Genomic DNA, 25,813 nt, shown 5'->3' with positions numbered 1-25,813 from the left:
GGGACGGGGACGCCTACGGATATGGCGCCCCCCGGACCGGGAAGCGCCGCACCCTCGGGGAGCCGGTCGGGCTGCCTGCGTCAGAAGCCGAAGTCCTGCGTCCACCACGGGCCGCCGTCGGCGATGTAGACGCCGAGGCCCATGGTCGTGTAATCGCAGTTGAGAATGTTTGCCCGGTGGCCCTCGCTGTTCATCCAGCTGTCCATCACGGCCTGGGCGTCCGCCTGGCCGCGGGCGATGTTCTCGCCGCCGAGGTTGGTTATCCCGGCCGCCGCCGCGCGGTCCCAGGGGGTGTCGCCGTCCGGGTCCGTGTGGTCGAAGAAGTCACGGGCCGCCATGTCCTGGCTGAAGCTCTGGGCGAGCGAGGTCAGTGAGGAGCTGAGGGTCAGCGGGCTGCAGCCGGCTGTCGCGCGCTCCTGGTTGACCAGGGTCAGTACCTGCGTCTGGACGGAGGTGCCGGCGGCCGGCTTCGCTTCCTCGGTCGCGGAGGCGGCCGGGGTGGTGGGCGCCGGTGTCGCGGGGGCGGCGGACTTCGCCGGTGCCGGGGCGGTGGTCGTCCTGGTCACGGAGGGGGTGGGCGACGGCGTCGGGCTCGTGGTCTTCTCCGAGGGTGACGCGGAGGGGGAGGGCGAGGCCGGCTTCGACGGGGCCCCGGGGCGCTCGCTGCCCCGGCTCGCCGGGGTGGCGGCGGTACGGCCCGTCGGGTCGGCGCTCGCGGTGCCCTGCGTGAGCAGGTCCGGGGCGCCGCCGGAGTCCGCGCGGTCGGCGTGCGAGCTGTCGCTCAGGCCGTACGTCGCCCCGCCCGGGAGCATGCCGGAGGCGGCCGCGACCGCGCCGACCGCCACCGCCGCGGAGACCCCGAGCAGCCCGGCGCGTACCGGCAGGGGTACCCGGCGCTTCGTCCGGCGGGCACCGCCGCCGTGCCGTCCTCCGGAGGGCACCGGGGCGGTCTCGTCAGCGGCGGCGCCTGCGGCGGATCGTCGGTGGCGTCCCATGCGCTGTGCCTTCCTCATGCCGTTCGGGCCGGCCCCGAGGTCTCCGGGGACGTCATCGAGTCCGTGGTACTCACCCGATGGGGTGAGGTCATTGCGACCGGACTGTACGCCATGACGGAACGGCTGCGAGAGGCTTCGGGCGACCCGGCCCGGTTAGCGTTTCCGTATGAGCGAAGATGCACGACTCGTGGTGTGGGTACGCGGCCGAGTACAGCAAGTAGGGTTCCGCTGGTTCACCAGGGCAAACGCTTTGGAGATCGGGGGGCTGGCCGGCTTCGCCCTCAATCTGGACGACGGCCGGGTGCAGGTCGTCGCCGAGGGACCACGTGAGAATTGCCACCGTCTGCTGGACTGGCTGCGGTCCGACGACACGCCCGGACGCGTGGACGGAGTCACTGAGATCTGGGACACCCCGCGCGGCGGCTACGACGGGTTCGCCATCCGGTGACCGGCGCGTGGGGCGTCGGGTTCCGGGCGCCCTCCGCGCGGCGCCCGCGACGCTCCGCGGTAGTGCGTGCGGGGGCGGCGGCACCCGGAGTGACCTGCGGCGGAGTCCGGGGGAGCCCCGTTGTTGCCAAAGGCTCGCGGGCATGCGAAGCTACCCGGTTGGCCAAGATCGCCGGGGCTCGGCGATCGCCCGGCGGCTGCGGTCCGCGTGATCGTCGGGCGGGCCGCCCCGGTGATGGCGGCGCCCACGGGGTGTGATCGTGTTGACCGTCAAACTTTTTGGTGAGACTCTGAAATCCCCGCGCACCTCAGCTGTTCGACAGGGCTGTTTCCGCAGCAACCGCAGTGATGATCAAGAGCACTGCCGGGCACCGCGGGTGCGATTCCCTCACGACCCACACCGCATCGGTCGGTCACTCAGTGTGGAGGACCATCCATCATGGCAAAGGCGCTTCTCGGTTACGTCGGCGGTTCCGACCCGCGACTCCTCGCCGAGATGCGACGGCTCCAGAAGCGCGTCCAGGACCTGGAATCCGAGCTCGTACGGATCCAGGACGAGAACGACGCGCTCAACGCCGCCGCCCAGCACCAGTCGCTGCTCGACAGCATCGACATCGATGTACCCCAGGCAGAGCCCGCTCTGACCTGACCGGTCGCCCGCAGGGGGCCGGCCGGGCCCGCACTCCTCATCGGCGGCCCGGGAGCGTTTCTTGATCTCCTCACCGCGGATCGGCGGTACCGGACTTCGTGATCGCCCGCGATCACGGTTGTCCGGCCACTGATCCGCCGTGCGGGACGATCCGCGGACCTCGACCACGGGACGGACCTGGACCACAGGACCGCTCCCCGGTACGGGTTCGCAGACGCTCCACGCTTCACCAGGGACGCTTCGGCGTCCCTTCTTTCTTTCCCCCTCGCGCTTTCCTTCCCCCGTGCGTCAACCCGCACCGACGTGCGTCAACCGGCGTCAATCCGCGCACCGGGTCCGCCCCCGCCGTGTCCCCCTGCCCCGCATCCCTTTTCCCGGGCCGATCAGTGGTGCGGTTAACGTCAGATGTGCCCTGCACCCTCAGCGGTGAAACCGTGTGCGAAAGGTAGAGTCCGGCGGCGTGCACCTCAAGGCCCTGACCCTGCGCGGTTTCAAGTCGTTCGCCTCCGCCACTACACTGCGCTTCGAGCCGGGGATCACCTGCGTCGTCGGCCCCAACGGGTCGGGCAAGTCCAATGTGGTGGACGCGCTCTCCTGGGTCATGGGTGAACAGGGGGCCAAATCGCTGCGGGGCGGCAAGATGGAGGACGTGATCTTCGCCGGGACGACCGGCCGCCCGCCGCTCGGCCGCGCCGAAGTCTCGCTGACCATCGACAACTCGGACGGCGCGCTGCCCATCGAGTACGCCGAGGTGACGATCACCCGGATCATGTTCCGCAACGGCGGCAGCGAGTACCAGATCAACGGCGACACCTGCAGGCTGCTCGACATCCAGGAGCTCCTCTCCGACTCCGGCATCGGCCGCGAAATGCATGTCATCGTCGGCCAGGGCCAGTTGGACTCCGTCCTGCACGCCGACCCGATGGGCCGCCGGGCGTTCATCGAGGAAGCCGCCGGGGTCCTCAAACACCGCAGGCGCAAGGAGAAGGCGCTGCGGAAACTCGACGCGATGGGCGCCAACCTCGCCCGCGTCCAGGACCTCACCGAGGAACTCCGCAGACAGCTCAAGCCACTCGGCCGGCAGGCCGCCGTCGCCCGGCGGGCCGCGGTCATCCAGGCCGACCTGCGCGACGCACGGCTGCGGCTGCTCGCCGACGACCTGGTGACCCTGCGGGACGCGCTGCGCGAGGAGATCGCCGACGAGGCCGAGCTGAAACGCCGCAAGGAGTCCGCCGAGGCGCGCCTCAAGGAAGCCCTGGCCCGCGAGGCCGAGCTGGAGGACGAGGTCCGCCGCCTCGCCCCGCGCCTCCAACGCGCCCAGCAGAGCTGGTACGAGCTGTCGCAACTGGCCGAACGGGTCAGGGGCACCGTCTCGCTCGCGGACGCCCGGGTGAAGAGCGCCGCCGCCGCACCGGAGGAGGAGCGGCGCGGACGGGACCCCGAGGAGATGGAGCGCGAGGCCGCCCGGATCCGCGAGCAGGAAGCGGAGTTGACCGCCGCCCTGGAGGCCGCGGAACACGCGCTGGAGGACACCGCCGCCCACCGGGCCGAGCTGGAACGCGAACTGGCCTCCGAGGAGCGCCGGCTCAAGGACGCAGCGCGAGCCCTGGCGGACGGCAGGGAAGGCCTCGCCCGGCTCGGCGGCCAGGTCAACGCCGCCCGCAGCCGGGCCGCCGCCGCCCAGGCCGAGATCGGCCGCCTCGCCGACTCCCGGGACGGGGCGCGGGAACGGGCCGCGGCGGCCCAGGAGGAGTACGAGCAGCTCAAGGCCGAGGTCGACGGACTCGACGCGGACGACGACCGGTTGGCCGAAGAGCACGCGAACGCGCGGCGGGACCTCGCGGCGGCGCAGACCGCGCACGGCGCGGCGCGCGACGCCGCGACCGAGGCGGAACGGGGCCGGGCCGCCACCGCGGCCCGCCACGATGCCCTCGCCCTCGGGCTGCGCCGCAAGGACGGCACCGGGGTGCTGCTTGGTGCGGGGGACCGGCTGGCCGGACTGCTCGGTCCCGCGTCCCGCCTCCTCGACGTCGAGCCCGGGTACGAGGTGGCGGTGGCCGCCGCACTCGGAGCGGCGGCCGACGCGGTCGCGGTGACCGGGACCGCGGCGGCCGCCGAGGCGATCCGGCTGCTCCGCGCACAGGACGCGGGCCGCGCCGCACTGCTGCTCGGGGGTACGAAGGATTCGCTCGCCGACCCGGAGCCGGGCGGCGGTGCGGAGCCGCTCCCAGGCGCGTACGGGGAAGCCGGGCGGGTTCCGGCGCAGGGCGGTGACCACGCGCCGGGACACCCCGCCGGGGTTCCCCCGCAGGCCGTCGCCGCCGCGTCGGCCGTCCCCGCGTCCGTATCCCTCGGTGAGCCGGACGGTACGGGAACGTACGACACCGGCACGGGTGTCCTTACCGGCACCGCCCGGCCGGTCGCCGGGCTGGTGCGCGCGCCGGCCGGGCTCATGGAGGCCGTACGGACGCTGACCCGGGACATGGTCGTGGTGGAGACGCTGGAGGACGCCGAGCGGCTCGTCGCCGCCGGACCGGGACTCACCGCCGTCACCGGCGAGGGCGATGTGCTCTCCGCCCACTTCGCGCACGGCGGCTCCGCCGGGGCTCCCAGCCTGCTGGAGGTGCAGGCCTCCGTCGACGAGGCCGCCGCCGGACTGGCCGCGCTCGTCGTGCGCTGCGAGGAACTCGCCGAGGCCCAGCGCCTGGCGGGCGAGCGGCGCAAGGAAGCCGCCGCCCGCGTCGAGGCGTTGGAGGAGCGCCGCAGGACGGCGGACCGGGAGAAGTCCCAGGTGGCCCAGCAACTCGGCCGGCTCGCCGGACAGGCCCGGGGCGCGGCCGGCGAGGCCGAACGGACCGCCTCCTCCGCGGCCCGCGCCCAGGAGGCACTGGAGCGCGCCACCGAGGAGGCCGAGGTGCTGGCCGAGCGGCTGCTGGTCGCCGAGGAGACGCCCCTGGAGGAGGAGCCGGACACCGCGCGGCGCGACCGGCTCGCGGCGGACGGGGCCAACGCCCGCCAGACCGAGATGGAGGCCCGCCTCCAGGTCCGGACCCACGAGGAGCGGGTGAAGGGCCTTACGGGCCGGGCCGACTCCCTCGACCGGGGAGCCAGGGCCGAACGCGAGGCCCGCGCCCGCGCCGAGCGGCGCCGCGCCCGGCTGCGCCACGAGGTGTCGGTGGCCGCGGCCGTGGCCTCGGGCGCCCGCCAGCTGCTCGCGCACGTCGAGGTGTCCGTCGTACGGGCGCAGGAGGAGCGGGCGGCGGCCGAGGCGGCGAAGGCCGAGGGCGAGAACGCGCTCTCCGCCGCCCGGGCCGCGGGCCGGGACCTCAAGGGGGAGCTGGACAAGCTCACCGACTCGGTTCACCGGGGCGAGGTGCTGGGCGCCGAGAAGCGGATGCGCGTGGAGCAGCTGGAGGCGAAGGCGCTGGAGGAGCTGGGGGTGGAGCCGGCGGCGCTGGAGGCCGAGTACGGCCCCGGCCGGCCGGTGCCCCCGTCGCCCCCGGCCGAGGGCGAGGAGCTGCCCGAGGACCCGGAGCACCCGCGCAACCAGCCCCGGCCCTTCGTCCGGGCCGAGCAGGAGAAGCGGCTGAAGTCGGCCGAACGGGCCTACCAGCAACTCGGGAAGGTGAATCCGCTCGCGCTGGAGGAGTTCTCCGCGCTGGAGGAGCGGCACCAGTTCCTCGCCGAGCAGCTCGACGACCTGAGGAAGACCAGGGCCGACCTCCTCCAGGTCGTGAAGGAGGTCGACGAGCGGGTCGAGCGGGTCTTCACCGAGGCGTACCGGGACACCGCCCGCGAGTTCGAGGGCGTCTTCTCCCGGCTCTTCCCGGGCGGTGACGGACGGCTGATCCTCACCGATCCGGAGCACATGCTCACCACCGGCGTCGATGTGGAGGCACGCCCGCCGGGCAAGAAGGTGAAGCGTCTGTCGCTGCTCTCCGGCGGTGAGCGGTCCCTGACGGCGGTTGCCCTGCTGGTCGCCATCTTCAAGGCCAGGCCGAGCCCGTTCTACGTGATGGACGAGGTGGAGGCGGCCCTCGACGACACCAATCTGCAGCGGCTCATCCGCATTATGGAAGAGCTCCAGGAAAGCTCCCAGCTGATCGTGATCACGCATCAGAAGCGGACGATGGAGGTCGCCGACGCGCTGTACGGGGTTTCCATGCAGGGTGACGGTGTATCGAAAGTCATCAGTCAGCGTCTTCGCTGAATCTTCACGCAATTCCCCGGGCTGCTTCACGCGAATGGAGGATGCCCGGGTAGGTGTCGACTTCCGTACGAGCCCGAATTCAACGAGTGGACGGATGGTCTCCGGCGCATCCCCTGCGTATTCAAGTGGTGGCGAACGGTTTCGTATGCGCCACTTAAAGGGCTCATCCGTCCACGTCTGACATTGCGGGCAGGCACCAGGAGTTCATGTGACCAGCAGAGTGCAAGGACCGGAGTCCGGAGCCAGGGGGGCTCACCCGGACCACATCGGGCACGTCATCTTCATCACGGCCGCCGCCGCGATGGGCGGTTTCCTGTTCGGCTACGACAGTTCCGTGATCAACGGGGCCGTCGAGGCCATCCGTGACCGGTACGACATCGGGTCGGGGACCCTCGCCCAGGTCATCGCCATCGCGCTGATCGGCTGTGCCATCGGTGCCGCGACGGCGGGACGCATCGCCGACCGCATCGGCCGTATCCGGTGCATGCAGATCGCCGCGGTGCTCTTCACGATCAGCGCGGTGGGTTCGGCTCTCCCCTTCGCGCTCTGGGACCTGGCGATGTGGCGCATCATCGGCGGCTTCGGCATCGGCATGGCCTCCGTCATCGGCCCCGCCTACATCGCCGAGGTCTCGCCGCCCGCCTACCGCGGCCGGCTCGGCTCCTTCCAGCAGGCCGCGATCGTCATCGGCATCGCCATCTCGCAGCTGGTCAACTACGGCATCCTCCAGATCGCCGACGGCGACCAGCGCGGCAAGATCGGCGGGCTGGAGGCCTGGCAGTGGATGCTCGGCGTGATGGTGGTGCCCGCGGTCCTGTACGGGCTGCTCTCCTTCGCCATCCCGGAGTCGCCCCGCTACCTGATCTCGGTCGGGAAGAAGGACCGGGCCCGCAAGATCCTCTCCGAGGTGGAGGGGAAGAACGTCGACCTGGACGCCCGCGTCACCGAGATCGAGACGGCGATGCACCGCGAGCACAAGTCCTCCTTCAAGGACCTGCTGGGCAGCCGCTTCGGCTTCCTGCCCATCGTCTGGGTCGGTATCGGACTGTCGGTCTTCCAGCAGCTCGTCGGCATCAACGTCGCCTTCTACTACTCGGCGACGCTGTGGCAGTCGGTCGGCATCGACCCGACGGACTCCTTCTTCTACTCGTTCACGACCTCGATCGTGAACATCATCGGTACGGTCATCGCGATGGTCCTGGTCGACCGGGTGGGCCGTAAGCCGCTCGCCCTCACCGGCTCCATCGGCATGGCCATCGCGCTGGCCTTCGAGGCGTGGGCCTTCTCCGCCAAGCTGGTCGACGGGAAGCTGCCCAACACCGAAGGCACCGTGGCGCTGATCGCCGCCCACGTCTTCGTGCTCTTCTTCGCCCTCTCCTGGGGTGTCATCGTCTGGGTCTTCCTCGGCGAGATGTTCCCCAACCGCATCCGCGCGGCGGCCCTGGGTGTCGCGGCGTCCGCGCAGTGGATCGCGAACTGGGCCATCACCGCGAGCTTCCCGAGCCTGGCGGACTGGAACCTCTCGGCGACGTACATCATCTACACCTGCTTCGCCGCCCTCTCGATCCCCTTCGTGGTGCTGTTCGTGAAGGAGACCAAGGGCAAGGCCCTGGAGGAGATGGGCTGACCGCCCGCACCGCCCGCACGGCGGGCCGCCCGCACCGCCCGCCCGCACTCTCCCCGCTGCCCCGGCTCCGGCCGGGGCGGCGGCGTTTCCCGGCGCGGTCCGGGTGTCGTGTCCCTCGTGTCCCCGCTCACCCCATGACGGCCAAAAGGTGCAAAGTGGTGCATCGGATGCGAAGGGGCTGTCCGAGGCAGCTCCCCGGCCGCGCCCGTGGCCGATACTGGACGGGTTATGGAAATCCTCATCCTTGCTGTAGTCATCGCCCTGGTCGCTGTCGGCCTGATCAGCGGGCTCGTGGTCAGCAGCCGCAAGAAGAAGCAGCTGCCGCCCTCGGCACCGTCGAGCACGCCGACCATCACTCCTCCCGCCGGACCCCGTGCCGGTGAGGAGTCCGAGGCGCCGCGCGACGAAGCGCGGCGCACCACCGAGGACGCCGGAACCCCGGACACCGAGGCCCCCGCCGCGGAGGCTCCGTCCGCCGCCGAGGAGACCCCCGCCCTCGACGTCCCCGAGCCCACCGCGGGCCGTCTCGTACGGCTCCGGGCCCGGCTCGCCCGCTCGCAGAACTCCCTCGGCAAGGGGCTGCTCACGCTCCTTTCCCGGGACAACCTCGACGAGGACACCTGGGAGGAGATCGAGGACACCCTCCTCACCGCCGATGTCGGCGTCGCCCCCACCCAGGAGCTCGTCGAGCGGCTGCGCGAACGTGTCCGGGTCCTCGGCACCCGGACGCCCGAGGAGCTCCGCGCGCTGCTGCGCGAAGAGCTGATCACCCTGCTGAGCCCCGACTTCGACCGCGAGGTCAGGACCGAGGGCGGCGCCGAGACCCCGGGCGTCGTCATGGTCGTCGGCGTCAACGGCACCGGCAAGACCACCACCACCGGCAAGCTCGCCCGCGTGCTCGTCGCGGACGGCCGCAGCGTGGTCCTCGGCGCGGCCGACACCTTCCGTGCCGCCGCCGCCGACCAGCTCCAGACCTGGGGCGAGCGCGTCGGAGCGCGTACGGTACGCGGCCCCGAGGGCGGCGACCCCGCGTCGATCGCCTTCGACGCCGTGAAGGAGGGCATCGCCGAGGGCGCGGACGTCGTGCTCATCGACACGGCCGGCCGGCTGCACACCAAGACCGGCCTGATGGACGAGCTCGGCAAGGTCAAGCGCGTCGTGGAGAAGCACGGCCCGCTCGACGAGGTCCTGCTCGTGCTCGACGCCACCACCGGCCAGAACGGACTGGTCCAGGCCCGCGTCTTCGCCGAGGTCGTGGACATCACCGGCATCGTCCTGACCAAGCTCGACGGCACCGCCAAGGGCGGAATCGTCATCGCCGTCCAGCGCGAGCTGGGCGTCCCGGTGAAGCTCATCGGGCTCGGCGAGGGTCCGGACGACCTGGCCCCATTCGAGCCGGGCGCCTTCGTGGACGCGCTGATCGGCGACTGACCGCTCTCCGCGACCCGCACATACGCCGATGGGCGGCGGCCCCGACCGGGGACCGCCGCCCATCGGCGTTTTCGCTCGCGGCTTCAGGTGCGGTGGCAGCTGTACGCCAGGGTGCCCAGCAGCAGCCGGGCCGGCGGGGGAGCGGCCGCCGTGTCCAGGGCCGGAGGGCGCAGCCAGCGCACCGGGCCGAGGCCGCCGAGGTCGCAGGGCGGCGCCGTGATGTGGGTGCCCGGCCCGAGGGCGCGCAGGTCCAGCGGGGCGTCGTCCCAGCCCATCCGGTACAGCAGCTCCGGAAGCTGGGCGGCGGCTCCCGGGGCGACGAAGAACTGGGCCCGGCCGTCCGGGGTCACCGCCACCGGACCGAGCGGCAGCCCCATCCGCTCCAGGCGGACCAGTGCCCGCCGGCCGGCCGCCTCCGCCACTTCCAGGATGTCGAAGGCACGGCCCACCGGCAGCATCATCGAGGCTCCCGGGACCTCGGCCCAGGCGCATGCCGCGTCGTCCAGGGAGGCTCCGGCGGGAACTTCGCGGGCGGACTCCAGCGGATGGGCGCCGGGTGCGGCGCAGCGCCGGTCGCCGCAGGAGCAGGAGCCGGTCCGTGCGCGGGCCCCGGGCCGTACGGCCCACCCCCACAGTCCCGTGTACTCCGCCACGGCCGTGCTCCCGGCCGTACGGTCGCGTCGCCGCGACCCGGACCGCCGCTCGCGGATGCCGCCGATCGTGAAGCCCATGCCCCCTCCAACGGGTCCGGCGCGCCGATGGTTACGTGACGGCGGGTCCCGTGGTCCGGCAACCCGCCCGTGGCCGCCCCGAATGGGCGGCGCACTGGAGCGCCCGGTGGTGGTGCGAGCCGATCCGCACCACCCTGAACACTCCTTCACGCCCCTGTTGTTCGGCGCCTGTCAAGTCAAGCGCGCCTCGCCCCGGACGGGTTCGAGCGAGGGGGTGGCGAATGGTGGCGTTTCTGAATTCGCCCTCGCGGCAAGGGTGATCGTAGGATTACCGTCGGTACACGGACTCTGGAAGTATGAGCACCCACGGGTATGCCGGTGGCAACCCGATTTCTTGTTCGATGACGGGCAACTTCCGTACGGGCGGTACCTGGTTACGGCATTCTGGGACAGCCCTTTGCTGGGCAGAGGTTCGCGCGAAGAGGTTTCGGCGAGAGTGGGGGCGTACCGGTGAGTGGCAGTGGCGCAGGCGATACGAATGCCGGAAAGCGTCCCAACGCGCAATTGGGATCATGGTTCGTGCGCAGCGGCTGGTCCAAGGGTGAGCTCGCCCGCCAGGTCAACCGGCGCGCCCGCCAGATGGGCGCCCACCACATCAGCACCGACACCTCGCGCGTGCGGCGCTGGCTCGACGGCGAACAGCCCCGCGAGCCGATCCCCCGCATCCTGTCCGAACTCTTCTCGGAGCGCTTCGGCAGCGTCGTCGCCGTGGAGGACCTCGGGCTGAGGACCGCCCACCAGTCGCCCTCCGTGTCCGGGGTGGACCTGCCCTGGGCGGGCCCGCAGACCGTCGCCCTGCTCAGCGAGTTCTCCCGCAGCGACCTGATGCTCGCCCGCCGCGGGTTCCTGGGCTCCTCGCTCCAGCTCGCGGCGGGACCCGCGCTGATCGAGCCCATGCAGCGCTGGCTGGTGCCCGTCGCCCCCGCCGGGCCGGCCGAACCCGAGTCGCCCGCCGCCGCCCGCCGCCCGTCCCGCCTCTCCAAGCCCGAACTCGACCTGCTGGAGTCCACCACGGCGATGTTCCGCCAGTGGGACGCGCAGTGCGGCGGCGGACTGCGCCGCAAGGCCGTCGTCGGCCAACTCCACGAGGTCACCGACCTGTTGCAGGAGCCCCAGCCGGCCGCCACCGCGGTCCGGCTCTTCAGATGCGCCGCCGAACTCGCCGAACTGGCGGGCTGGATGAGCTACGACGTCGGTCTCCAGCCCACCGCGCAGAAGTACTTCGTCCTCGCCCTGCACGCGGCGAAGGAGGCCGGCGACAAGTCGCTGGGTTCGTACATCCTCTCCAGCATGAGCCGCCAGATGATCCACCTCGGCCGCCCGGACGACGCCCTGGAGCTCATCCACCTCGCCCAGTACGGCAGCCGTGAATGCGCGACGGCCCGCACCCAGGCGATGCTGTATGCGATGGAGGCCCGCGCCTACGCCAACATGGGCCAGCCCGGAAAGTGCAAGCGCGCGGTCCGCATGGCCGAGGACACCTTCCTCGACGCGGGTCTGGACGACGAGCCCGAGCCCGACTGGATCAAGTTCTTCTCCGAGGCCGAGCTCAACGGCGAGAACGCCCACTCCTACCGTGACCTGGCCTATGTCGCCGGCCGAAGCCCCACGTACGCCTCGCTCGCCGAGCCCGTCATGGCCAGGGCCGTCAAGCTCTTCGCCGAGGACGACGAGCACTGCCGCAGTTACGCGCTCAACCTCATCGGCATGGCCACCGTCCATCTGCTCCAGCGCGAGCCCGAGCAGGCCACGGTACTGGCCGGCCAGGCGCTGGACGTCGCCAAGAAGGTCCGCTCCGAGCGCGTCAACACCCGTCTGCGCAAGACCGTCGACGCCGCTGCCAGGGACTTCGGTGACGTGGCCGACGTCGCGCACCTCACCGAGGTGCTCAGCGAGCAGCTGCCGGAGACCGCCGAAGCGGTCTGACCCGGCCCCCGCGCCCAGCGGCCGCGGCGACCGTCCCGTACCACCGGCCGGGCCCCTCCGTGCCAGGTCGGCGGGGGGCCGCCGTGGCCGGTTCGCGTGTCGCGGGACTTCAACCGCACCGTATGCGGCATGGACCGCATGGTAGGCGGGACACCGGTTACGTCGCTCCGGGTTCATGCCGACGTAACACTCCCGGCGGCTTCGTCACTGCGGCGAAACACCGAGCGGCATCCGTGGAAACGGTGCTCCGCCAATCTCATGGCGCATAAGGAACCGCACCTTTTCCCAGTGGTCCCGCAGCCTTCCCCCGCACGCCGCGGCCGCTCCGACGACGAGGAGACGCCGATGCCCCCAGGCATCACGACGCTTGCCGCAGACACCCCTCAGCTGTCTGCCGCCAACACCGGGTTCATGCTCATCTGCTCGGCCCTGGTGATGCTCATGACCCCGGCCCTGGCCTTCTTCTACGGAGGCATGGTCCGCGTCAAGAGCAGCCTGAACATGCTGATGATGAGCTTCATCAGCCTCGGGATCGTGACGATCCTGTGGGTGCTCTACGGATTCAGCCTCGCGTTCGGCACCGACTCCGGCTCCATCATCGGCTGGTCCTCCGACTACGTCGGACTCAGCGGCATCGGTCTGACCGAGCTCTGGGACGGCTACACCATCCCGGTGTACGTCTTCGCCGTCTTCCAGCTGATGTTCGCCATCATCACCCCCGCACTGATCAGCGGCGCCCTCGCCGACCGCGTGAAGTTCACCGCCTGGGCGCTCTTCATCACCCTCTGGGTCACCGTGGTCTACTTCCCGGTCGCCCACTGGGTCTGGGGCGCCGGCGGCTGGCTCTTCGAGCTGGGCGTCATCGACTTCGCCGGCGGTACGGCCGTCCACATCAACGCCGGTGCCGCGGCCCTCGGTGTGATCCTCGTGATCGGCAAGCGCGTCGGCTTCAAGCGTGACCCGATGCGCCCGCACAGCCTGCCGCTCGTCATGCTCGGCGCCGGTCTTCTGTGGTTCGGCTGGTTCGGCTTCAACGCCGGCTCCTGGCTGGGCAACGACGACGGCGTGGGCGCCGTGATGTTCGTCAACACGCAGGTCGCCACCGCCGCCGCGATGCTCGCCTGGCTCGGCTACGAGAAGCTGCGCCACGGCTCCTTCACCACCCTCGGTGCCGCCTCCGGCGCCGTCGCCGGACTCGTCGCCATCACCCCCTCGGGCGGTGCGGTCAGCCCGCTCGGCGCCATCGCCGTCGGCGTCATCGCCGGTGTCCTGTGCGCCATGGCGGTCGGCCTGAAGTACAAGTTCGGTTACGACGACTCGCTCGACGTCGTCGGCGTCCACCTCGTCGGCGGTGTCGTCGGCTCGCTGCTCATCGGCTTCTTCGCCACCGGCGGCGTCCAGTCCGACGCCAAGGGCCTCTTCTACGGCGGCGGCCTCGACCAGCTCGGCAAGCAGGCCGTAGGAGTCTTCTCCGTCCTGGCCTACTCTCTGGTGGTGTCCGCGGTCCTCGCCTTCCTCGTCGACAAGACGATCGGAATGCGGGTCACCGAGGACGACGAGATCTCCGGCATCGACCAGGTCGAGCACGCCGAGACCGCGTACGACTTCAGCGGAGCCGGCGGCGGCGCGGCCTCCCGTACCGCGGCACCGGTCCTGGACACCCCGGCAGCTCCGAACAAGAAGGTGGACGCATGAAGCTCATCACGGCGGTCGTGAAGCCCCACCGGCTGGACGAGATCAAGGAGGCCCTCCAGGCCTTCGGCGTCCAGGGGCTGACCGTGACCGAGGCCAGTGGCTACGGACGCCAGCGCGGCCACACCGAGGTCTACCGCGGTGCCGAGTACACCGTCGACCTCGTACCGAAGATCCGCATCGAGGTCCTGGTCGAGGACGAGGACTCCGAACAGCTCATCGACGTCGTCGTGAAGGCCGCCCGGACCGGCAAGATCGGTGACGGCAAGGTCTGGAGCGTGCCGGTCGACACGGCGGTCCGGGTACGGACCGGCGAACGCGGCCCGGACGCTCTCTGACACCGACGCCCGTGGAACGGAAGGCAACTGGGTGACGAGTACCGAAGTGACCACCGAATCCGAAGACTCGGGACCCAGCGGCTATGCGGCGGCCCGGCTGCGCCTCCTCCAGCAGGAGACGCGGTCCGGGCCGCCGCGCCGTTCGGCCCTGGCCGGCCTCACCGACGACTGGCTGAACGCCCTCTTCACCGCCGCCGCCGAACACGCGGGGGTACGCGGTGCCGCCCTCGTCGCCGTCGGCGGCTACGGCCGGGGCGAACTCTCCCCGCGCAGCGACCTCGACCTCCTCCTGCTGCACGACGGTTCGGCCGAGGCCGCGGCCGTCTCCGCCCTGGCGGACCGCATCTGGTACCCCGTCTGGGACCTGGGCCTCGCGCTCGACCACTCCGTACGCACCCCGGCGGAGGCCCGCAAGGCGACCGCCGACGACCTCAAGGTCCACCTCGGCCTGCTGGACGCCCGCGCGGTCGCCGGCGACGTGGGCCTCGTCACCGCCCTGCGCACCCACGTCCTCGCCGACTGGCGCAACCAGGCCCCCAAGCGGCTCCCCGCCCTCCACGAGCTCTGCCAGGAGCGGGCCGAACGCATGGGCGAGCTTCAGTTCCTCCTCGAACCCGACCTCAAGGAGGCCCGCGGCGGCCTCCGCGACGCCACCGCCCTGCGCGCCGTCGCCGCCTCCTGGGTGGCCGACGCCCCCCGCGAGGGGCTCGTCGAAGCCCGCCGCGTCCTCCTCGACACCCGCGACGCCCTGCACCTCGTGACCGGAAGGGCCACCGACCGGCTCGCCCTCCAGGAACAGGACCAGGTCGCCGCCGCGCTCGGCCTGCTCGACGCCGACGCCCTGCTCCGCCAGGTGTACGAGGCCGCCCGCACCGTCTCGTACGCCTCCGACGTCACCTGGCGCGAGGTCGACCGGGTCCTGCGCGCCCGCTCTATGCGCCCCCGGCTCCGCGCCATGCTCGGCGGCGCCAAACCCGCCCCCGAGCGCACCCCCCTCGCCGAAGGAGTCGTCGAGGCGGACGGCGAGGTCGTCCTCGCCCGCTCGGCACGCCCCGAGCGCGACCCGGTACTGACGCTGCGGGCCGCGGCCGCCGCCGCCGAATCCGGGCTCCCGCTCTCCCGCCACCTCGTACGCCATCTCGCCGGAGCGGCCGCACCCCTCTCCGTGCCCTGGCCCCCCGAGGCCCGCGAGGAGCTGGTCACCCTGCTCGGCGCGGGCGAGGCGACCGTCGCGGTGTGGGAGGCCCTCGAAGCCGAGGGCATCGTCACCCGGCTGCTGCCCGACTGGGAACGGGTCCACTGCCGGCCCCAGCGCAACGCCGTCCACACCTGGACCGTCGACCGCCACCTCGTCGAGACGGCCGTCCGCGCCGCCTCCCTGACCCGCCGGGTCGGGCGCCCCGACCTGCTGCTGGTCGCCGCCCTGCTGCACGACATCGGCAAGGGCTGGCCGGGCGACCACTCCGTCGCCGGCGAGGTCATCGCCCGGGACATGGCCACCCGCATCGGCTTCGACAAGGCCGACGTCGCCGTCATCGCCACCCTCGTACGCCGGCACCTGCTGCTCATCGAGACCGCGACCCGCCGCGACCTGGACGACCCCGACACCGTCACCGCGGTCGCCGAGGCCGTCGGCTCCCTCTCCACCCTGGAGCTGCTCCACGCGCTCACCGTGGCCGACGCACTGGCCACCGGGCCGGCCGCCTGGAGCACCTGGCGCGCCTCCCTCGTCGACGACCTCGTCGGGCGGGTGGCCGCCGTACTGGCCGGAGAGGCACCCGCCGACCCCGGCCCCGCCGTCCCCGACGCCGAACAGGAGCGCCTCGCCATCGAGGCGCTGCGCACCCGCGAACCCGTCCTCGCCCTGCACACCCAGCCCGAACCGCCCTCCGAGTCGGGCGAACCGGGCCCGGTCGGCGTGGAACTCCTCATCGCGCTGCCCGACCGGCCGGGCGTGCTGCCCGCCGTCGCGGGAGTGCTCGCCCTGCACCGCCTCACCGTCCGCGCCGCCGACCTGCGCGCCGTCGAGCTCCCCACCGAGCTGGGCGAGTCCGCCGACCTCCTGCTGCTCAGCTGGCGGGTGGCCGCCGAGTACGGCTCGCTGCCGCAGGCGTCCCGCCTCCGCGCCGACCTGCTGCGGGTGCTCGACGGGACGCTCGACATCCAGGCCCGCCTCGCCGAACGGGAATCCGCCTATCCCCGGCGGCGCGGCATCAAGGCCCCGCCGCCCCGGGTCACGGTCGCGTCCGCCGCCTCCCGGCAGGCCACGGTCATCGAGGTCCGCGCGCAGGACGCCCCAGGGCTGCTGCACCGGATCGGCCAGGCGCTGGAGGACAGCGCGGTACGGGTGCGCTCGGCCCACGTCGCGACGCTCGGCGCCAACGCGGTGGACACCCTCTACGTCACGCGTACCGACGGGACGGTCCTCTCCGACGAGGAGGCCGCCACCGTGGCGAAGTCGCTGGAGACCGCACTCCGCTGAGGGGCGGGCCGGCGGGCGGGGGAGGGGCGCGGCCGCTCCCCCGCCCGCCGGGCCGTGCCCGTGCTCGCTTCCCCGCTCCGCACCGATCGCCACCGGCGAGGACGGCCGCTCGTCCGGGCCGGATACTCTAGTAGGCGACCTGCCACGCCCCCGACCCTGAGGACCGACGAGCGCCGTGTTCGATACTCTCTCCGACCGCCTTGCCGCGACTTTCAAGAACCTCCGGGGCAAGGGCCGCTTGTCCGAGGCGGACATCGACGCCACGGCTCGCGAGATCCGTATCGCCCTGCTCGAGGCGGACGTCGCGCTTCCGGTGGTCCGTGCCTTCATCGCCAACGTCAAGGAGCGGGCGCGCGGCGCCGAGGTCTCCGGAGCGCTGAACCCGGCCCAGCAGGTCGTCAAGATCGTCAACGAGGAGCTCGTCTCCATCCTCGGCGGGGAGACCCGGCGGCTGCGGTTCGCGAAGAACCCGCCCACCGTGATCATGCTCGCGGGCCTCCAGGGTGCCGGTAAGACCACCCTCGCCGGAAAGCTCGGCCTCTGGCTCAAGGGACAGGGGCACTCCCCGCTCCTCGTCGCCTGTGACCTCCAGCGCCCCAACGCCGTCAACCAGCTGAGCGTCGTCGCCGAGCGCGCGGGCGTCGCCGTGTACGCGCCGGAACCGGGCAACGGCGTCGGCGACCCGGTGCAGGTGGCGAAGGACTCCATCGAGTTCGCCAAGAACAAGGTCCACGACATCGTCATCGTCGACACCGCGGGCCGCCTCGGTATCGACCAGGAGCTGATGCGCCAGGCCGCGGACATCCGCGACGCCGTCAGCCCGGACGAGATCCTCTTCGTCGTCGACGCGATGATCGGCCAGGACGCGGTCAACACCGCCGAGGCCTTCCGCGACGGCGTCGGCTTCGACGGCGTGGTGCTCTCCAAGCTCGACGGCGACGCCCGCGGTGGTGCCGCCCTGTCGATCGCCCACGTCACGGGCAAGCAGATCATGTTCGCGTCCAACGGCGAGAAGCTCGACGAGTTCGACGCCTTCCACCCGGACCGCATGGCCTCCCGCATCCTCGACATGGGTGACCTGCTCACCCTCATCGAGCAGGCGGAGAAGACGTTCAGCCAGGAAGAGGCCGCCAAAATGGCCTCCAAGCTGGCGTCGAGCAAGGGCAAGGACTTCACGCTCGACGACTTCCTGGCGCAGATGGAGCAGGTCCGCAAGATGGGATCCATCTCCAAGCTGCTCGGCATGCTGCCCGGCATGGGGCAGATCAAGGACCAGATCGCCAACATCGACGAGCGCGACGTCGACCGCACCGCCGCGATCATCAAGTCGATGACGCCCAAGGAGCGCGCCGAGCCGACCATCATCAACGGCTCGCGCCGGGCCCGTATCGCCAAGGGCTCGGGCGTCGAGGTCTCCGCGGTGAAGAACCTCGTGGAGCGCTTCTTCGAGGCCCGCAAGATGATGTCGCGGATGGCCCAGGGCGGCGGCATGCCCGGCATGCCGGGGATGCCCGGCATGGGTGGCGGCCCCGGCCGGCAGAAGAAGCAGATCAAGCAGGCCAAGGGCAAGCGCAAGAGCGGCAACCCGATGAAGCGCAAGGCCGAGGAGCAGGCCGCCGCGGAGCGCCGCGAGCAGGCGGCCGCCCAGGGCAACGCCTTCGGCGTGCCGGACCAGGGTGCGCCGGGCAAGGACTTCGAGCTGCCGGACGAGTTCAAGAAGTTCATGGGCTGACCACTGCGGGACGCCTGTCTCCCAGGCGTAGCAGTACGTCCGAAGGGGCGCGCACCGCGATGGTGCGCGCCCCTTCGGCATGCCGTGCACGCCCGGATCGGTGTGCTGTGCCGCGTACGGCGCGCTCGGCGTGCCGCGTACGGCCCGGGGACCGCTCGCTCCGGCATGCCGCGTACGGCCCATGGAGTGGACTCTCCGGGAGCTTCGGCGCGTTTTCTCCCCTAATGTCGCGAATGTCGCCACTCACGGTCGTCGGCAGAGGAGAGCGTGTGACCACCCCCGTACCTCCCCGCGATCGCCCCGACCAGCCCTGGCGCTCCGAGGGCGCACCCCCGCCCGCACCGCAGCGCCGGAAGATGCCGGGCGGCTGGGGGCGGCTGCTGCTCACCGCGCTGATCGTCTATCTCCTCGCCAACCTGGTGCTCTCCTTCTTCAACGGCGACGACGAGCCGACCATCGCCTACACCGAGTTCACCAAGCAGGTCGGCGCCGGGAACGTTTCCAAGATCTACTCCAAGGGCGACGCCATCCAGGGCGAGCTGAAGAAGAAGGCGAAGGTCCCCGGCGAGGACACCGAGTACACCAAGTTCACCACCCAGCGGCCCGCCTTCGCCGACGACAACCTCTGGGACGAACTGGTCGACGACGACGTCACCGTCACCGCCGAGCCCGTCGTCCAGCAGCGCAGCTTCCTCGCCAACCTGCTGATCTCGCTCGCGCCGATGCTGCTCCTCGTCCTGCTCTGGGTGTTCATCGCCCGGCGGATGTCGCGCGGCGGCCCCGGCGGCGGCATGGGCGGCTTCGGACGCAAGGCACCGCCCAAGCCGGTCGCCCTGGAGAGCGGCACCCGCACGACCTTCGCCGACGTGGCCGGCATCGACGAGGTGGAGGGCGAGCTCAACGACGTCGTCGACTTCCTGAAGAACCCGGACGCCTACCGGAAGATGGGCGCCCGCATGCCCGGCGGGGTCCTCCTCGCCGGTCCGCCCGGCACCGGCAAGACGCTGCTGGCGCGCGCCGTCGCGGGGGAGGCCGGGGTGCCGTTCTTCTCCGCGTCGGCTTCCGAGTTCATCGAGATGATCGTGGGCGTGGGCGCCGGCCGGGTGCGCGAACTCTTCGCAGAGGCCCGCAAGGTCGCGCCCGCCATCGTCTTCATCGACGAGATCGACACCATCGGGCGCGTCCGGGGCGGCGGCGCCGGCATGGGCGGCCACGACGAACGCGAGCAGACCCTCAACCAGATCCTCACCGAGATGGACGGCTTCTCCGGCTCGGAGGGTGTGGTCGTGCTGGCCGCGACCAACCGGGCCGACGTCCTCGACCCCGCCCTCACCCGGCCCGGCAGGTTCGACCGCATCGTGCAGGTCAGCCCGCCGGACCGCGGCGGCCGCGAGGCCATCCTGAAGATCCACACCCGGCAGATCCCGCTCGCCGACGACGTCGACCTGTCCCGGGTGGCCCGCTCCACCCCCGGCATGACCGGCGCCGATCTCGCCAACCTGGCCAACGAGGCGGCGCTGCTCGCCGTCAAGCGCAAGGGCTCCGAAGTGGAGCAGACAGACCTCTCCCAGGCTCTGGAGAAGGTCCAGCTCGGCGCCGAACGCCCGCTGGTCATGCCGGAGGAGGAGCGCCGCAGGACCGCGTACCACGAGAGCGGCCACGCCCTGCTCGGCATGCTCCAGCCGGGCGCCGACCCGGTGCGCAAGGTCACCATCGTGCCGCGCGGCCGGGCCCTGGGCGTGACGCTCTCCACCCCGGACGCCGACAAGTACGCGTACACCGAGGACTACCTGCGCGGCAGGATCATCGGCGCCCTCGGCGGCATGGCCGCGGAGCACGTGGTCTACGACGTGATCACCACGGGCGCCGAGAGCGACTTGGAACAGGTCACCAGCCTGGCGCGCGGCATGGTCGGACGCTGGGGGATGAGCCACCGGGTCGGCCGCCTCACGGCCATCCCGGCCGACGCCCAGCAGGCGTACGGCCTGTCGGCGGCGCCCGCCACGCTGGACGCGATCGACGAAGAGATGCGGCGCATCGTCGACGAGTGCTACGAGGACGCCTGCCGGCTGCTGCGGGAGAACCGCGACCGGCTCGACTCGCTCGCCGAGGCGCTGCTGGCGAACGAGACGCTGGAGGAGGCGGAGGCGTACCGCGCCGCGGGGATCACCCGGCTGGAGAAGCCGCATCCGGCGTGAGCGGGCGCCCGGTGCACGGGGCGGACCGCCCCGCTGGGCAGCGCCACGCCATCGACCAGATGGGGCGCGGAAGCGTGCGAGGGGCGACGGACCGTCCCGTCCGCCACTCGCACGCCCGCTGCCGGGAGCGGATCTCAGCAGACGCAGACCAGGTAGCGGAAGACGTTCGGCATCCACACCGTGCCGTCGGACCGCCGGTGCGGATGGAGCGCCTCGGCTACCTCTTTGGCGACCTGTCCGCAGTCCGTGGCCGCCACCGCGGCGTCGAAGAGCCCCGTCGAGAGCAGCCCGCGGACCGCGCTGTCCAGGTCCGCGTAGCCGAACGGGCAGGACACCCGGCCCGATCCGTCCGGTTTCAGCCCCGCCCGGGAGGCGACCTCCTCCAGATCGTCCCGCCGTGCCGGGCGCCGGGCGCCGGAGCGCGCACCGCCGGACGGGTTCGAGAGCCGGTCCGCCACCTCCAGCACCGCCGCCGTGGCGCACCGCTCGGGCGGCCCCCAGCCGGTCAGCACCACGGTCGCGCCCCGGGCCGCCAGCGGTACGGCGGACTCCAGCGCGGGGGTGAGCTCCTCCCCGTCGCCCGCTGTGCAGCCGATCGGGTCGAAGGCGGTGACCAGGTTGTACGGTGCCCCGTCCGCGGGCGCCGCCGCCGGGAGGCCGTCGACCAGGCGTGCCGCCGCGCCGGTACTCGGGCCGAGGGGCCCGGCTCTTCCGCCCGAGTACTCCATGCCCGGGGGCAGCAGCCGCTCCCGCGCCAGGGCGAGCCGGTCGTGGTCGGTGTCCACCCCGGTGACCCTGGCTCCGCGGGCCGCCGCGATCAGCAGGGCGAGCCCGGAACCGCAGCCGAGGGAGAGCATGCGCGTGCCGGATCCGACTTCGAGCCGTTCGTAGACCGCTTCGTACAGCGGTGACAGCATCCGCTCCTGGATCTCTGCCCAGTCGCGGGCACGGGTACCGGTGTCCACCGGAGCGGGGGTGTCCGCGTACCTGTGGTTCCGGACGAGCGTTGGTGTCATGGATGTACCCCAATCGCCAAGAGGGTTCGGTCGTGCCCGAATGGGCGCCCCCGCGTGCGGGCGTCCGCATCCCCGTATGTCAGGGAACTGCGCATCAGCCGCCGCGTCCAGGGGGCGCAGGGTCATTCATTGCGCGCCCCGGTCGTGCGCCCTGTGGGGGCGGGGGTGCGCCGCACCGCCGACTCTCGCCGTTGGGAAGGCGGTACCGACTCTCTTCGCGGACCCTGCGGTCCGCCGGGTGGCACCCGGGTCCGGTGGTCCGCGGTGGGCGGCGGCCATCCGGAACGCGAGCCTCCCGTTCCTTCCGCCCAGTCTCACCCGACACCCGGAGCGCAGCACGTCGAACGCCCCGGGGTCCGCGTACGCCGTGGTCACGGGGGTGGCCGAGGAGCTCGGCGGACCGCCCGCGGGTGGGCCGGCCGCGTACGGGAGCGGCGGGCGGGGCCGGTGCTCCGTTCGGGCGGCGGGAGCGGTAGCCTCGCCCCGACCGCGCGCGGACACGGGTGGATCCCCTCGGCCCCGAGCCGCCGCCGCAGGCTGCGGTGACGGTCCGGACCCCGGGCCCGGCGCTCGCAAAAGCGTGCGAAAGCGGTACGGAACCATGCACTCCGACCAGGGTGTCTACGCGTTATTACGTACGGCCTTGGTGGGAGCTGTGAGGCTTCTCCGCAGATCGGCGTACCCGTGCGCGTACACGGGGCATCGCCGCCAACCGGCTGGTACGTGCAAATTATTTGGGATGCCCCGGAATAGGAACACCGGGGCCCCCAGGCTCGTTATCACGACGTGAGCACGACACCACCTGTACTTGCCGCAGAGCTGGCGCAGGCGTGGGCCGACATTCAGCGGTACCACCCCGAGCTGCCCGATCTCGCCGCACCCGAGTCCCTGATCGGAGAGTCCTCGTCCGCCTGTGGCGCCGAACTCTCCTTCGAGCGACTGCTCCACGAGGCAGTCCACGGCATCGCCGCCGCCCGAGGTGTACGCGACACCTCCCGCGCCGGCCGTTACCACAACCGACGTTTTCTCGCGATCGCCGAAGAGCTGGGGCTCGACCACACCGACGAGCCCCACCCCAGCAGCGGTTTCTCGCTGGTCACTCTCAATCCGGAGGCGAAGCGGCGGTACCGGCCCACGGCCGAGCGCCTCCAGCGCGCGCTGAAGGCGCACACCGTGGCGACGGCTGCCGACACCAAGCGGTCCTTCCGGGGCCCGGCGGCCCGGCACGGCTCGTCCGGCGGCGGCGTCCGCGTCAAGGCCGTCTGCGACTGCGGACGCAACGTCCGGGTCGTCCCCTCGGTCCTCGCCCAGGCCCCGATCGTCTGCGGGGGCTGCGGGAAGCCGTTCCGCATTCCGGAAGCCACCGTCGCGGTGGGGTGAGCCGATGGTGTGTGGCACAATGGACAGCTGCACTCGACAGTCGCACAGGACCCCTCTCTCCTCCGGCTGACGCGTCCATCGGGCACCTCGAGTGCCACAACCCCACGTGGCATTTTGTTGTGCCCAATCCCGTCAAGACCAGGAGACACCACTTCCGTGGCAGTCAAGATCAAGCTGAAGCGTCTGGGCAAGATCCGTTCGCCTCACTACCGCATCGTCGTCGCCGACTCCCGTACCCGCCGTGACGGCCGGGCCATCGAGGAGATCGGTCTGTACCACCCGGTGCAGAACCCGTCGCGCATCGAGGTCAACGCGGAGCGCGCGCAGTACTGGCTGTCCGTCGGCGCCCAGCCGACCGAGCCCGTCCTCGCGATCCTCAAGCTCACCGGTGACTGGCAGGCCCACAAGGGCCTCCCGGCCCCCGCGCCGCTGCTGCAGCCGGAGCCCAAGGCTGACAAGCGCGCCCTGTTCGAGGCCCTGGCCTCCGACGGTGACGAGGCCAAGGGTGAAGCCATCACCCCGAAGGCCAAGAAGTCCGAGAAGAAGGCTGACGAGGCGGCCGACGCTGCCGAGTCGACCGAGGCCTGAGCATGCTCGAGGAGGCTCTTGAGCACCTCGTGAAAGGCATCGTCGACAACCCCGACGATGTGCAGGTCGCCTCGCGCGACCTGCGCCGCGGGCGCGTGCTCGAGGTCCGGGTACACCCCGACGACCTCGGCAAGGTGATCGGCCGCAACGGCCGCACCGCGCGTGCTCTGCGCACGGTCGTGGGCGCCATCGGCGGCCGCGGCATCCGCGTCGACCTCGTCGACGTGGACCAGGTGCGCTGAAAGAGTTGAACACCGGCAAGGGCCGGGGAGGGCTTCACAGCCGTCCCCGGCCCTTGTCGTCGCTCCGGCTCCGGCCCCCGCCGGGCGGTGTCCGCAGGACCCGCCCCGGGGACGTCCGGGGCCGCCCTCCCGTACCCCCGGCGCTGTCGCCCGGCTCACGCCGGACGCCCGCGTCCGCCCCATCAATCGGAGAATCAGCGTGCAGTTGGTAGTTGCGCGGATCGGCCGCGCCCACGGCATCAAGGGCGAAGTCACCGTCGAGGTCCGCACGGACGAGCCGGAGCTGCGGCTCGGCCCCGGTGCCGTGCTCGCCACCGACCCGGCGGCAACGGGGCCGCTCACGATCGAGACCGGCCGGGTGCACAGCGGCCGGCTGCTGCTCCGCTTCGCGGGCGTGCACGACCGGACCGCCGCCGAGGCGCTGCGCAACACCCTGCTGATCGCCGAGGTCGACCCGGACGAGCTCCCCGAGGACCCGGAGGAGTTCTACGACCACCAGCTGATGGACCTCGACGTGGTACTCGCGGACGGCACCGAGATCGGCCGGATCACCGAGATCACCCACCTGCCCTCGCAGGACCTGTTCATCGTGGAGCGCCCGGACGGCAGCGAGGTGATGATCCCCTTCGTGGAGGAGATCGTCACCGAGATCGACCTGGAGGAGCAGCGGGCCGTCATCACCCCGCCGCCCGGCCTGCTCGACGAGAGCGAGGCGGTCGTCGTCTCCTCGCGCGACGAGGAGGCCGAGGACGGGGCCGGGGGCGGCTCCGCCACCGGCGCGGGGGGCCAGGCGTAATGCGTCTCGACGTCGTCACGATCTTCCCCGAGTACCTCGACCCGCTGAACGTCTCGCTCGTGGGCAAGGCCCGGGCCCGGGGAAGCCTCGGGGTGCACGTCCACGACCTGCGGGAGTGGACGTACGACCGGCACAACACGGTCGACGACACCCCGTACGGCGGTGGACCCGGCATGGTCATGAAGACCGAGCCGTGGGGCGACGCCCTCGACCAGGTGCTCGCCGACGGCTACGAGAGCGGCGCACACGGCCCCGTCATGGTCGTGCCCACGCCCAGCGGACGCCCCTTCACCCAGGAACTCGCGGTCGAACTCTCCGAACGGCCGTGGCTGGTCTTCACCCCCGCGCGGTACGAGGGCATCGACCGCCGCGTGATGGAGGAGTACGCCACGCGCATGCCGGTCGTCGAGGTCTCCATCGGCGACTACGTCCTGGCCGGCGGGGAAGCCGCCGTCCTCGTGATCACCGAGGCGGTGGCCCGCCTGCTGCCCGGTGTCCTCGGCAACGCCGAGTCGCACCGCGACGACTCCTTCGCCCCCGGCGCCATGGCCAACCTGCTGGAGGGCCCCGTCTACACCAAGCCGCCCGAGTGGCGCGGCCGGGCCATCCCCGACGTGCTGCTCACCGGCCACCACGGGAAGATCGCGCGGTGGCGCCGGGACCAGGCGTTCGCGCGTACCGCGCTGAACAGGCCCGACCTGATCGAGCGTTGTGCCGCGAGCGACTTCGACAAGAAGGACCGGGAGATCCTCTCGATCCTCGGCTGGGCACCGGAGCCCGGTGGCCGATTTTGGCGCAGGCCGTCCGACGTGGAAGAATGAGCAGCTGCTGTCCGTCCGGCGTGCGCCCCTGCCACAGGGGGAACGACGTCCGACCGGCGTGATCAGCGCTTCGATCTTCCAGACGATCTCCCGTCGATGACCTGTGGCATCGGCGAAGAAAGCAGACACAATGGCTTCCCTGCTCGATGGCGTCAACGCCGCCTCCCTGCGTTCGGACCTCCCGGCGTTCCGCGCCGGTGACACCGTCAACGTCCACGTGCGCGTGATCGAGGGCAACCGCTCCCGTATCCAGCAGTTCAAGGGCATCGTCATCCGCCGCCAGGGCGCGGGCGTCAGCGAGACCTTCACGGTCCGCAAGGTCTCCTTCAGCGTCGGCGTCGAGCGCACCTTCCCGGTGCACAGCCCGATCTTCGAGAAGATCGAGCTCGTCACCCGCGGTGACGTCCGTCGCGCCAAGCTGTACTTCCTCCGTGAGCTGCGCGGCAAGGCCGCGAAGATCAAGGAGAAGCGCGACCGCTGATCCGACACCGGCGTCCACAGCGCGGCCGGAT

Annotated in this window: 20 protein-coding genes; 17 read left to right on the top strand and 3 right to left on the bottom strand. The window is 71.8% G+C overall.

The genetic code is table 11. From position 1 onward, the window contains the following. Positions 1–80 precede the first annotated feature (80 nt). On the bottom strand, positions 81–995 hold the full coding sequence (locus ACWCSV_RS05600; protein ID WP_451138799.1) for a CAP domain-containing protein: 915 nt from the start codon (positions 993–995) through the stop codon (positions 81–83). Positions 996–1,161: 166 nt separating this feature from the next. Between ACWCSV_RS05600 and ACWCSV_RS05595 the strand changes: the two genes are divergently transcribed. The 5 genes from ACWCSV_RS05595 (at position 1,162) to ftsY (ending at position 9,359) form a co-directional block, all read left to right on the top strand. Further along, complete coding sequence (locus tag ACWCSV_RS05595) at positions 1,162–1,443, top strand: acylphosphatase (RefSeq protein ID WP_451138797.1); 282 nt, start codon at positions 1,162–1,164, stop codon at positions 1,441–1,443. 438 nt (positions 1,444–1,881) lie between these two features. After that, positions 1,882–2,091 carry a hypothetical protein gene (locus tag ACWCSV_RS05590; protein WP_275491857.1) on the top strand — a complete coding sequence of 70 codons (210 nt, stop codon included), beginning with the start codon at positions 1,882–1,884 and terminating at the stop codon, positions 2,089–2,091. Positions 2,092–2,551: 460 nt separating this feature from the next. Next, positions 2,552–6,301, top strand: a complete 3,750-nt coding sequence (locus tag ACWCSV_RS05585) for an AAA family ATPase (RefSeq protein WP_451138795.1) — start codon at positions 2,552–2,554, stop codon at positions 6,299–6,301. A gap of 208 nt (positions 6,302–6,509) precedes the next feature. Next, positions 6,510–7,928, top strand: a complete 1,419-nt coding sequence (locus tag ACWCSV_RS05580; RefSeq protein WP_451138793.1) for a sugar porter family MFS transporter — start codon at positions 6,510–6,512, stop codon at positions 7,926–7,928. A gap of 228 nt (positions 7,929–8,156) precedes the next feature. Next, positions 8,157–9,359 carry a signal recognition particle-docking protein FtsY gene (ftsY, locus tag ACWCSV_RS05575; protein ID WP_451138791.1) on the top strand — a complete coding sequence of 401 codons (1,203 nt, stop codon included), beginning with the start codon at positions 8,157–8,159 and terminating at the stop codon, positions 9,357–9,359. Positions 9,360–9,442: 83 nt separating this feature from the next. Here the strand turns inward: ftsY and ACWCSV_RS05570 are convergent, their stop codons facing one another. Then, a complete protein-coding gene (locus ACWCSV_RS05570; RefSeq protein ID WP_450772902.1) occupies positions 9,443–10,090 on the bottom strand; it encodes a bifunctional DNA primase/polymerase in 648 nt (215 codons plus the stop codon). Positions 10,091–10,540: 450 nt separating this feature from the next. On the opposite strand from ACWCSV_RS05570, the gene nsdA reads away from it, so the two are divergent. From nsdA to ftsH, 6 genes are all read left to right on the top strand, one after another. Beyond that, positions 10,541–12,016 carry a transcriptional repressor NsdA gene (nsdA, locus tag ACWCSV_RS05565; protein WP_451138789.1) on the top strand — a complete coding sequence of 492 codons (1,476 nt, stop codon included), beginning with the start codon at positions 10,541–10,543 and terminating at the stop codon, positions 12,014–12,016. 345 nt (positions 12,017–12,361) lie between these two features. Beyond that, positions 12,362–13,711 carry an ammonium transporter gene (locus ACWCSV_RS05560; protein ID WP_451138787.1) on the top strand — a complete coding sequence of 450 codons (1,350 nt, stop codon included), beginning with the start codon at positions 12,362–12,364 and terminating at the stop codon, positions 13,709–13,711. Further along, positions 13,708–14,046: a P-II family nitrogen regulator gene (locus tag ACWCSV_RS05555; protein ID WP_299533529.1), complete on the top strand. Its 339-nt coding sequence runs from the start codon at positions 13,708–13,710 to the stop codon at positions 14,044–14,046. Before ACWCSV_RS05560 ends, ACWCSV_RS05555 begins: the two co-directional genes overlap by 4 nt. Before the next feature lie 31 nt (positions 14,047–14,077). Beyond that, positions 14,078–16,528, top strand: a complete 2,451-nt coding sequence (locus ACWCSV_RS05550; RefSeq protein ID WP_451138784.1) for a [protein-PII] uridylyltransferase — start codon at positions 14,078–14,080, stop codon at positions 16,526–16,528. Between the two features lie 175 nt (positions 16,529–16,703). Continuing rightward, positions 16,704–18,260, top strand: a complete 1,557-nt coding sequence (gene ffh / locus ACWCSV_RS05545; RefSeq protein WP_327178228.1) for a signal recognition particle protein — start codon at positions 16,704–16,706, stop codon at positions 18,258–18,260. A gap of 269 nt (positions 18,261–18,529) precedes the next feature. Beyond that, the gene (gene ftsH, locus ACWCSV_RS05540) at positions 18,530–20,458 is read left to right on the top strand and encodes an ATP-dependent zinc metalloprotease FtsH (protein WP_451138783.1); all 1,929 of its coding nucleotides are present in this window, start codon (positions 18,530–18,532) and stop codon (positions 20,456–20,458) included. Between the two features lie 134 nt (positions 20,459–20,592). Here ftsH and ACWCSV_RS05535 read toward each other — a convergent pair whose 3' ends face one another. Then, positions 20,593–21,474 (bottom strand): methyltransferase domain-containing protein, encoded by an 882-nt coding sequence (locus tag ACWCSV_RS05535; protein ID WP_451138781.1) that lies wholly within the window; start codon positions 21,472–21,474, stop codon positions 20,593–20,595. A 786-nt stretch (positions 21,475–22,260) separates the two neighbouring features. On the opposite strand from ACWCSV_RS05535, the gene ACWCSV_RS05530 reads away from it, so the two are divergent. From ACWCSV_RS05530 to rplS, 6 genes are all read left to right on the top strand, one after another. Continuing rightward, positions 22,261–22,854 (top strand): hypothetical protein, encoded by a 594-nt coding sequence (locus ACWCSV_RS05530; RefSeq protein ID WP_451138779.1) that lies wholly within the window; start codon positions 22,261–22,263, stop codon positions 22,852–22,854. Positions 22,855–23,010: 156 nt separating this feature from the next. Continuing rightward, positions 23,011–23,442, top strand: coding sequence for a 30S ribosomal protein S16 (gene rpsP, locus ACWCSV_RS05525; RefSeq protein WP_390962406.1), 432 nt, complete (start codon positions 23,011–23,013; stop codon positions 23,440–23,442). A 2-nt stretch (positions 23,443–23,444) separates the two neighbouring features. After that, a complete protein-coding gene (locus ACWCSV_RS05520; RefSeq protein WP_014153811.1) occupies positions 23,445–23,684 on the top strand; it encodes an RNA-binding protein in 240 nt (79 codons plus the stop codon). A 199-nt stretch (positions 23,685–23,883) separates the two neighbouring features. Then, the gene (gene rimM, locus ACWCSV_RS05515; protein ID WP_451138777.1) at positions 23,884–24,480 is read left to right on the top strand and encodes a ribosome maturation factor RimM; all 597 of its coding nucleotides are present in this window, start codon (positions 23,884–23,886) and stop codon (positions 24,478–24,480) included. Further along, on the top strand, positions 24,480–25,301 hold the full coding sequence (gene trmD, locus ACWCSV_RS05510; RefSeq protein WP_451138775.1) for a tRNA (guanosine(37)-N1)-methyltransferase TrmD: 822 nt from the start codon (positions 24,480–24,482) through the stop codon (positions 25,299–25,301). Before rimM ends, trmD begins: the two co-directional genes overlap by 1 nt. Positions 25,302–25,431: 130 nt before the next feature. Further along, positions 25,432–25,782 carry a 50S ribosomal protein L19 gene (rplS, locus tag ACWCSV_RS05505; RefSeq protein ID WP_266709644.1) on the top strand — a complete coding sequence of 117 codons (351 nt, stop codon included), beginning with the start codon at positions 25,432–25,434 and terminating at the stop codon, positions 25,780–25,782. Positions 25,783–25,813: the final 31 nt, after the last annotated feature.

The sequence above is a fragment of the Streptomyces sp. NPDC001770 genome (genome assembly GCF_053596135.1).
Note: the sequence above shows the minus strand (reverse complement) of the source record. Positions and strands in the feature narration are given on the sequence as shown.

Bases quoted from the DNA above. Each gene is read 5' to 3' on its own strand.
- ftsY (WP_451138791.1), top strand. From the start codon at position 8,157: ATGGAAATCCTCATCCTTGCTGTAGTCATCGCCCTGGTCGCTGTCGGC.
- ACWCSV_RS05535 (WP_451138781.1), bottom strand. From the start codon at position 21,474: ATGACACCAACGCTCGTCCGGAACCACAGGTACGCGGACACCCCCGCT.
- ACWCSV_RS05590 (WP_275491857.1), top strand. From the start codon at position 1,882: ATGGCAAAGGCGCTTCTCGGTTACGTCGGCGGTTCCGACCCGCGACTC.
- ACWCSV_RS05600 (WP_451138799.1), bottom strand. From the start codon at position 995: ATGGGACGCCACCGACGATCCGCCGCAGGCGCCGCCGCTGACGAGACC.
- ACWCSV_RS05560 (WP_451138787.1), top strand. From the start codon at position 12,362: ATGCCCCCAGGCATCACGACGCTTGCCGCAGACACCCCTCAGCTGTCT.
- ACWCSV_RS05555 (WP_299533529.1), top strand. From the start codon at position 13,708: ATGAAGCTCATCACGGCGGTCGTGAAGCCCCACCGGCTGGACGAGATC.
- rplS (WP_266709644.1), top strand. From the start codon at position 25,432: ATGGCTTCCCTGCTCGATGGCGTCAACGCCGCCTCCCTGCGTTCGGAC.
- ACWCSV_RS05595 (WP_451138797.1), top strand. From the start codon at position 1,162: ATGAGCGAAGATGCACGACTCGTGGTGTGGGTACGCGGCCGAGTACAG.
- trmD (WP_451138775.1), top strand. From the start codon at position 24,480: ATGCGTCTCGACGTCGTCACGATCTTCCCCGAGTACCTCGACCCGCTG.
- ACWCSV_RS05570 (WP_450772902.1), bottom strand. From the start codon at position 10,090: ATGGGCTTCACGATCGGCGGCATCCGCGAGCGGCGGTCCGGGTCGCGG.
- ACWCSV_RS05520 (WP_014153811.1), top strand. From the start codon at position 23,445: ATGCTCGAGGAGGCTCTTGAGCACCTCGTGAAAGGCATCGTCGACAAC.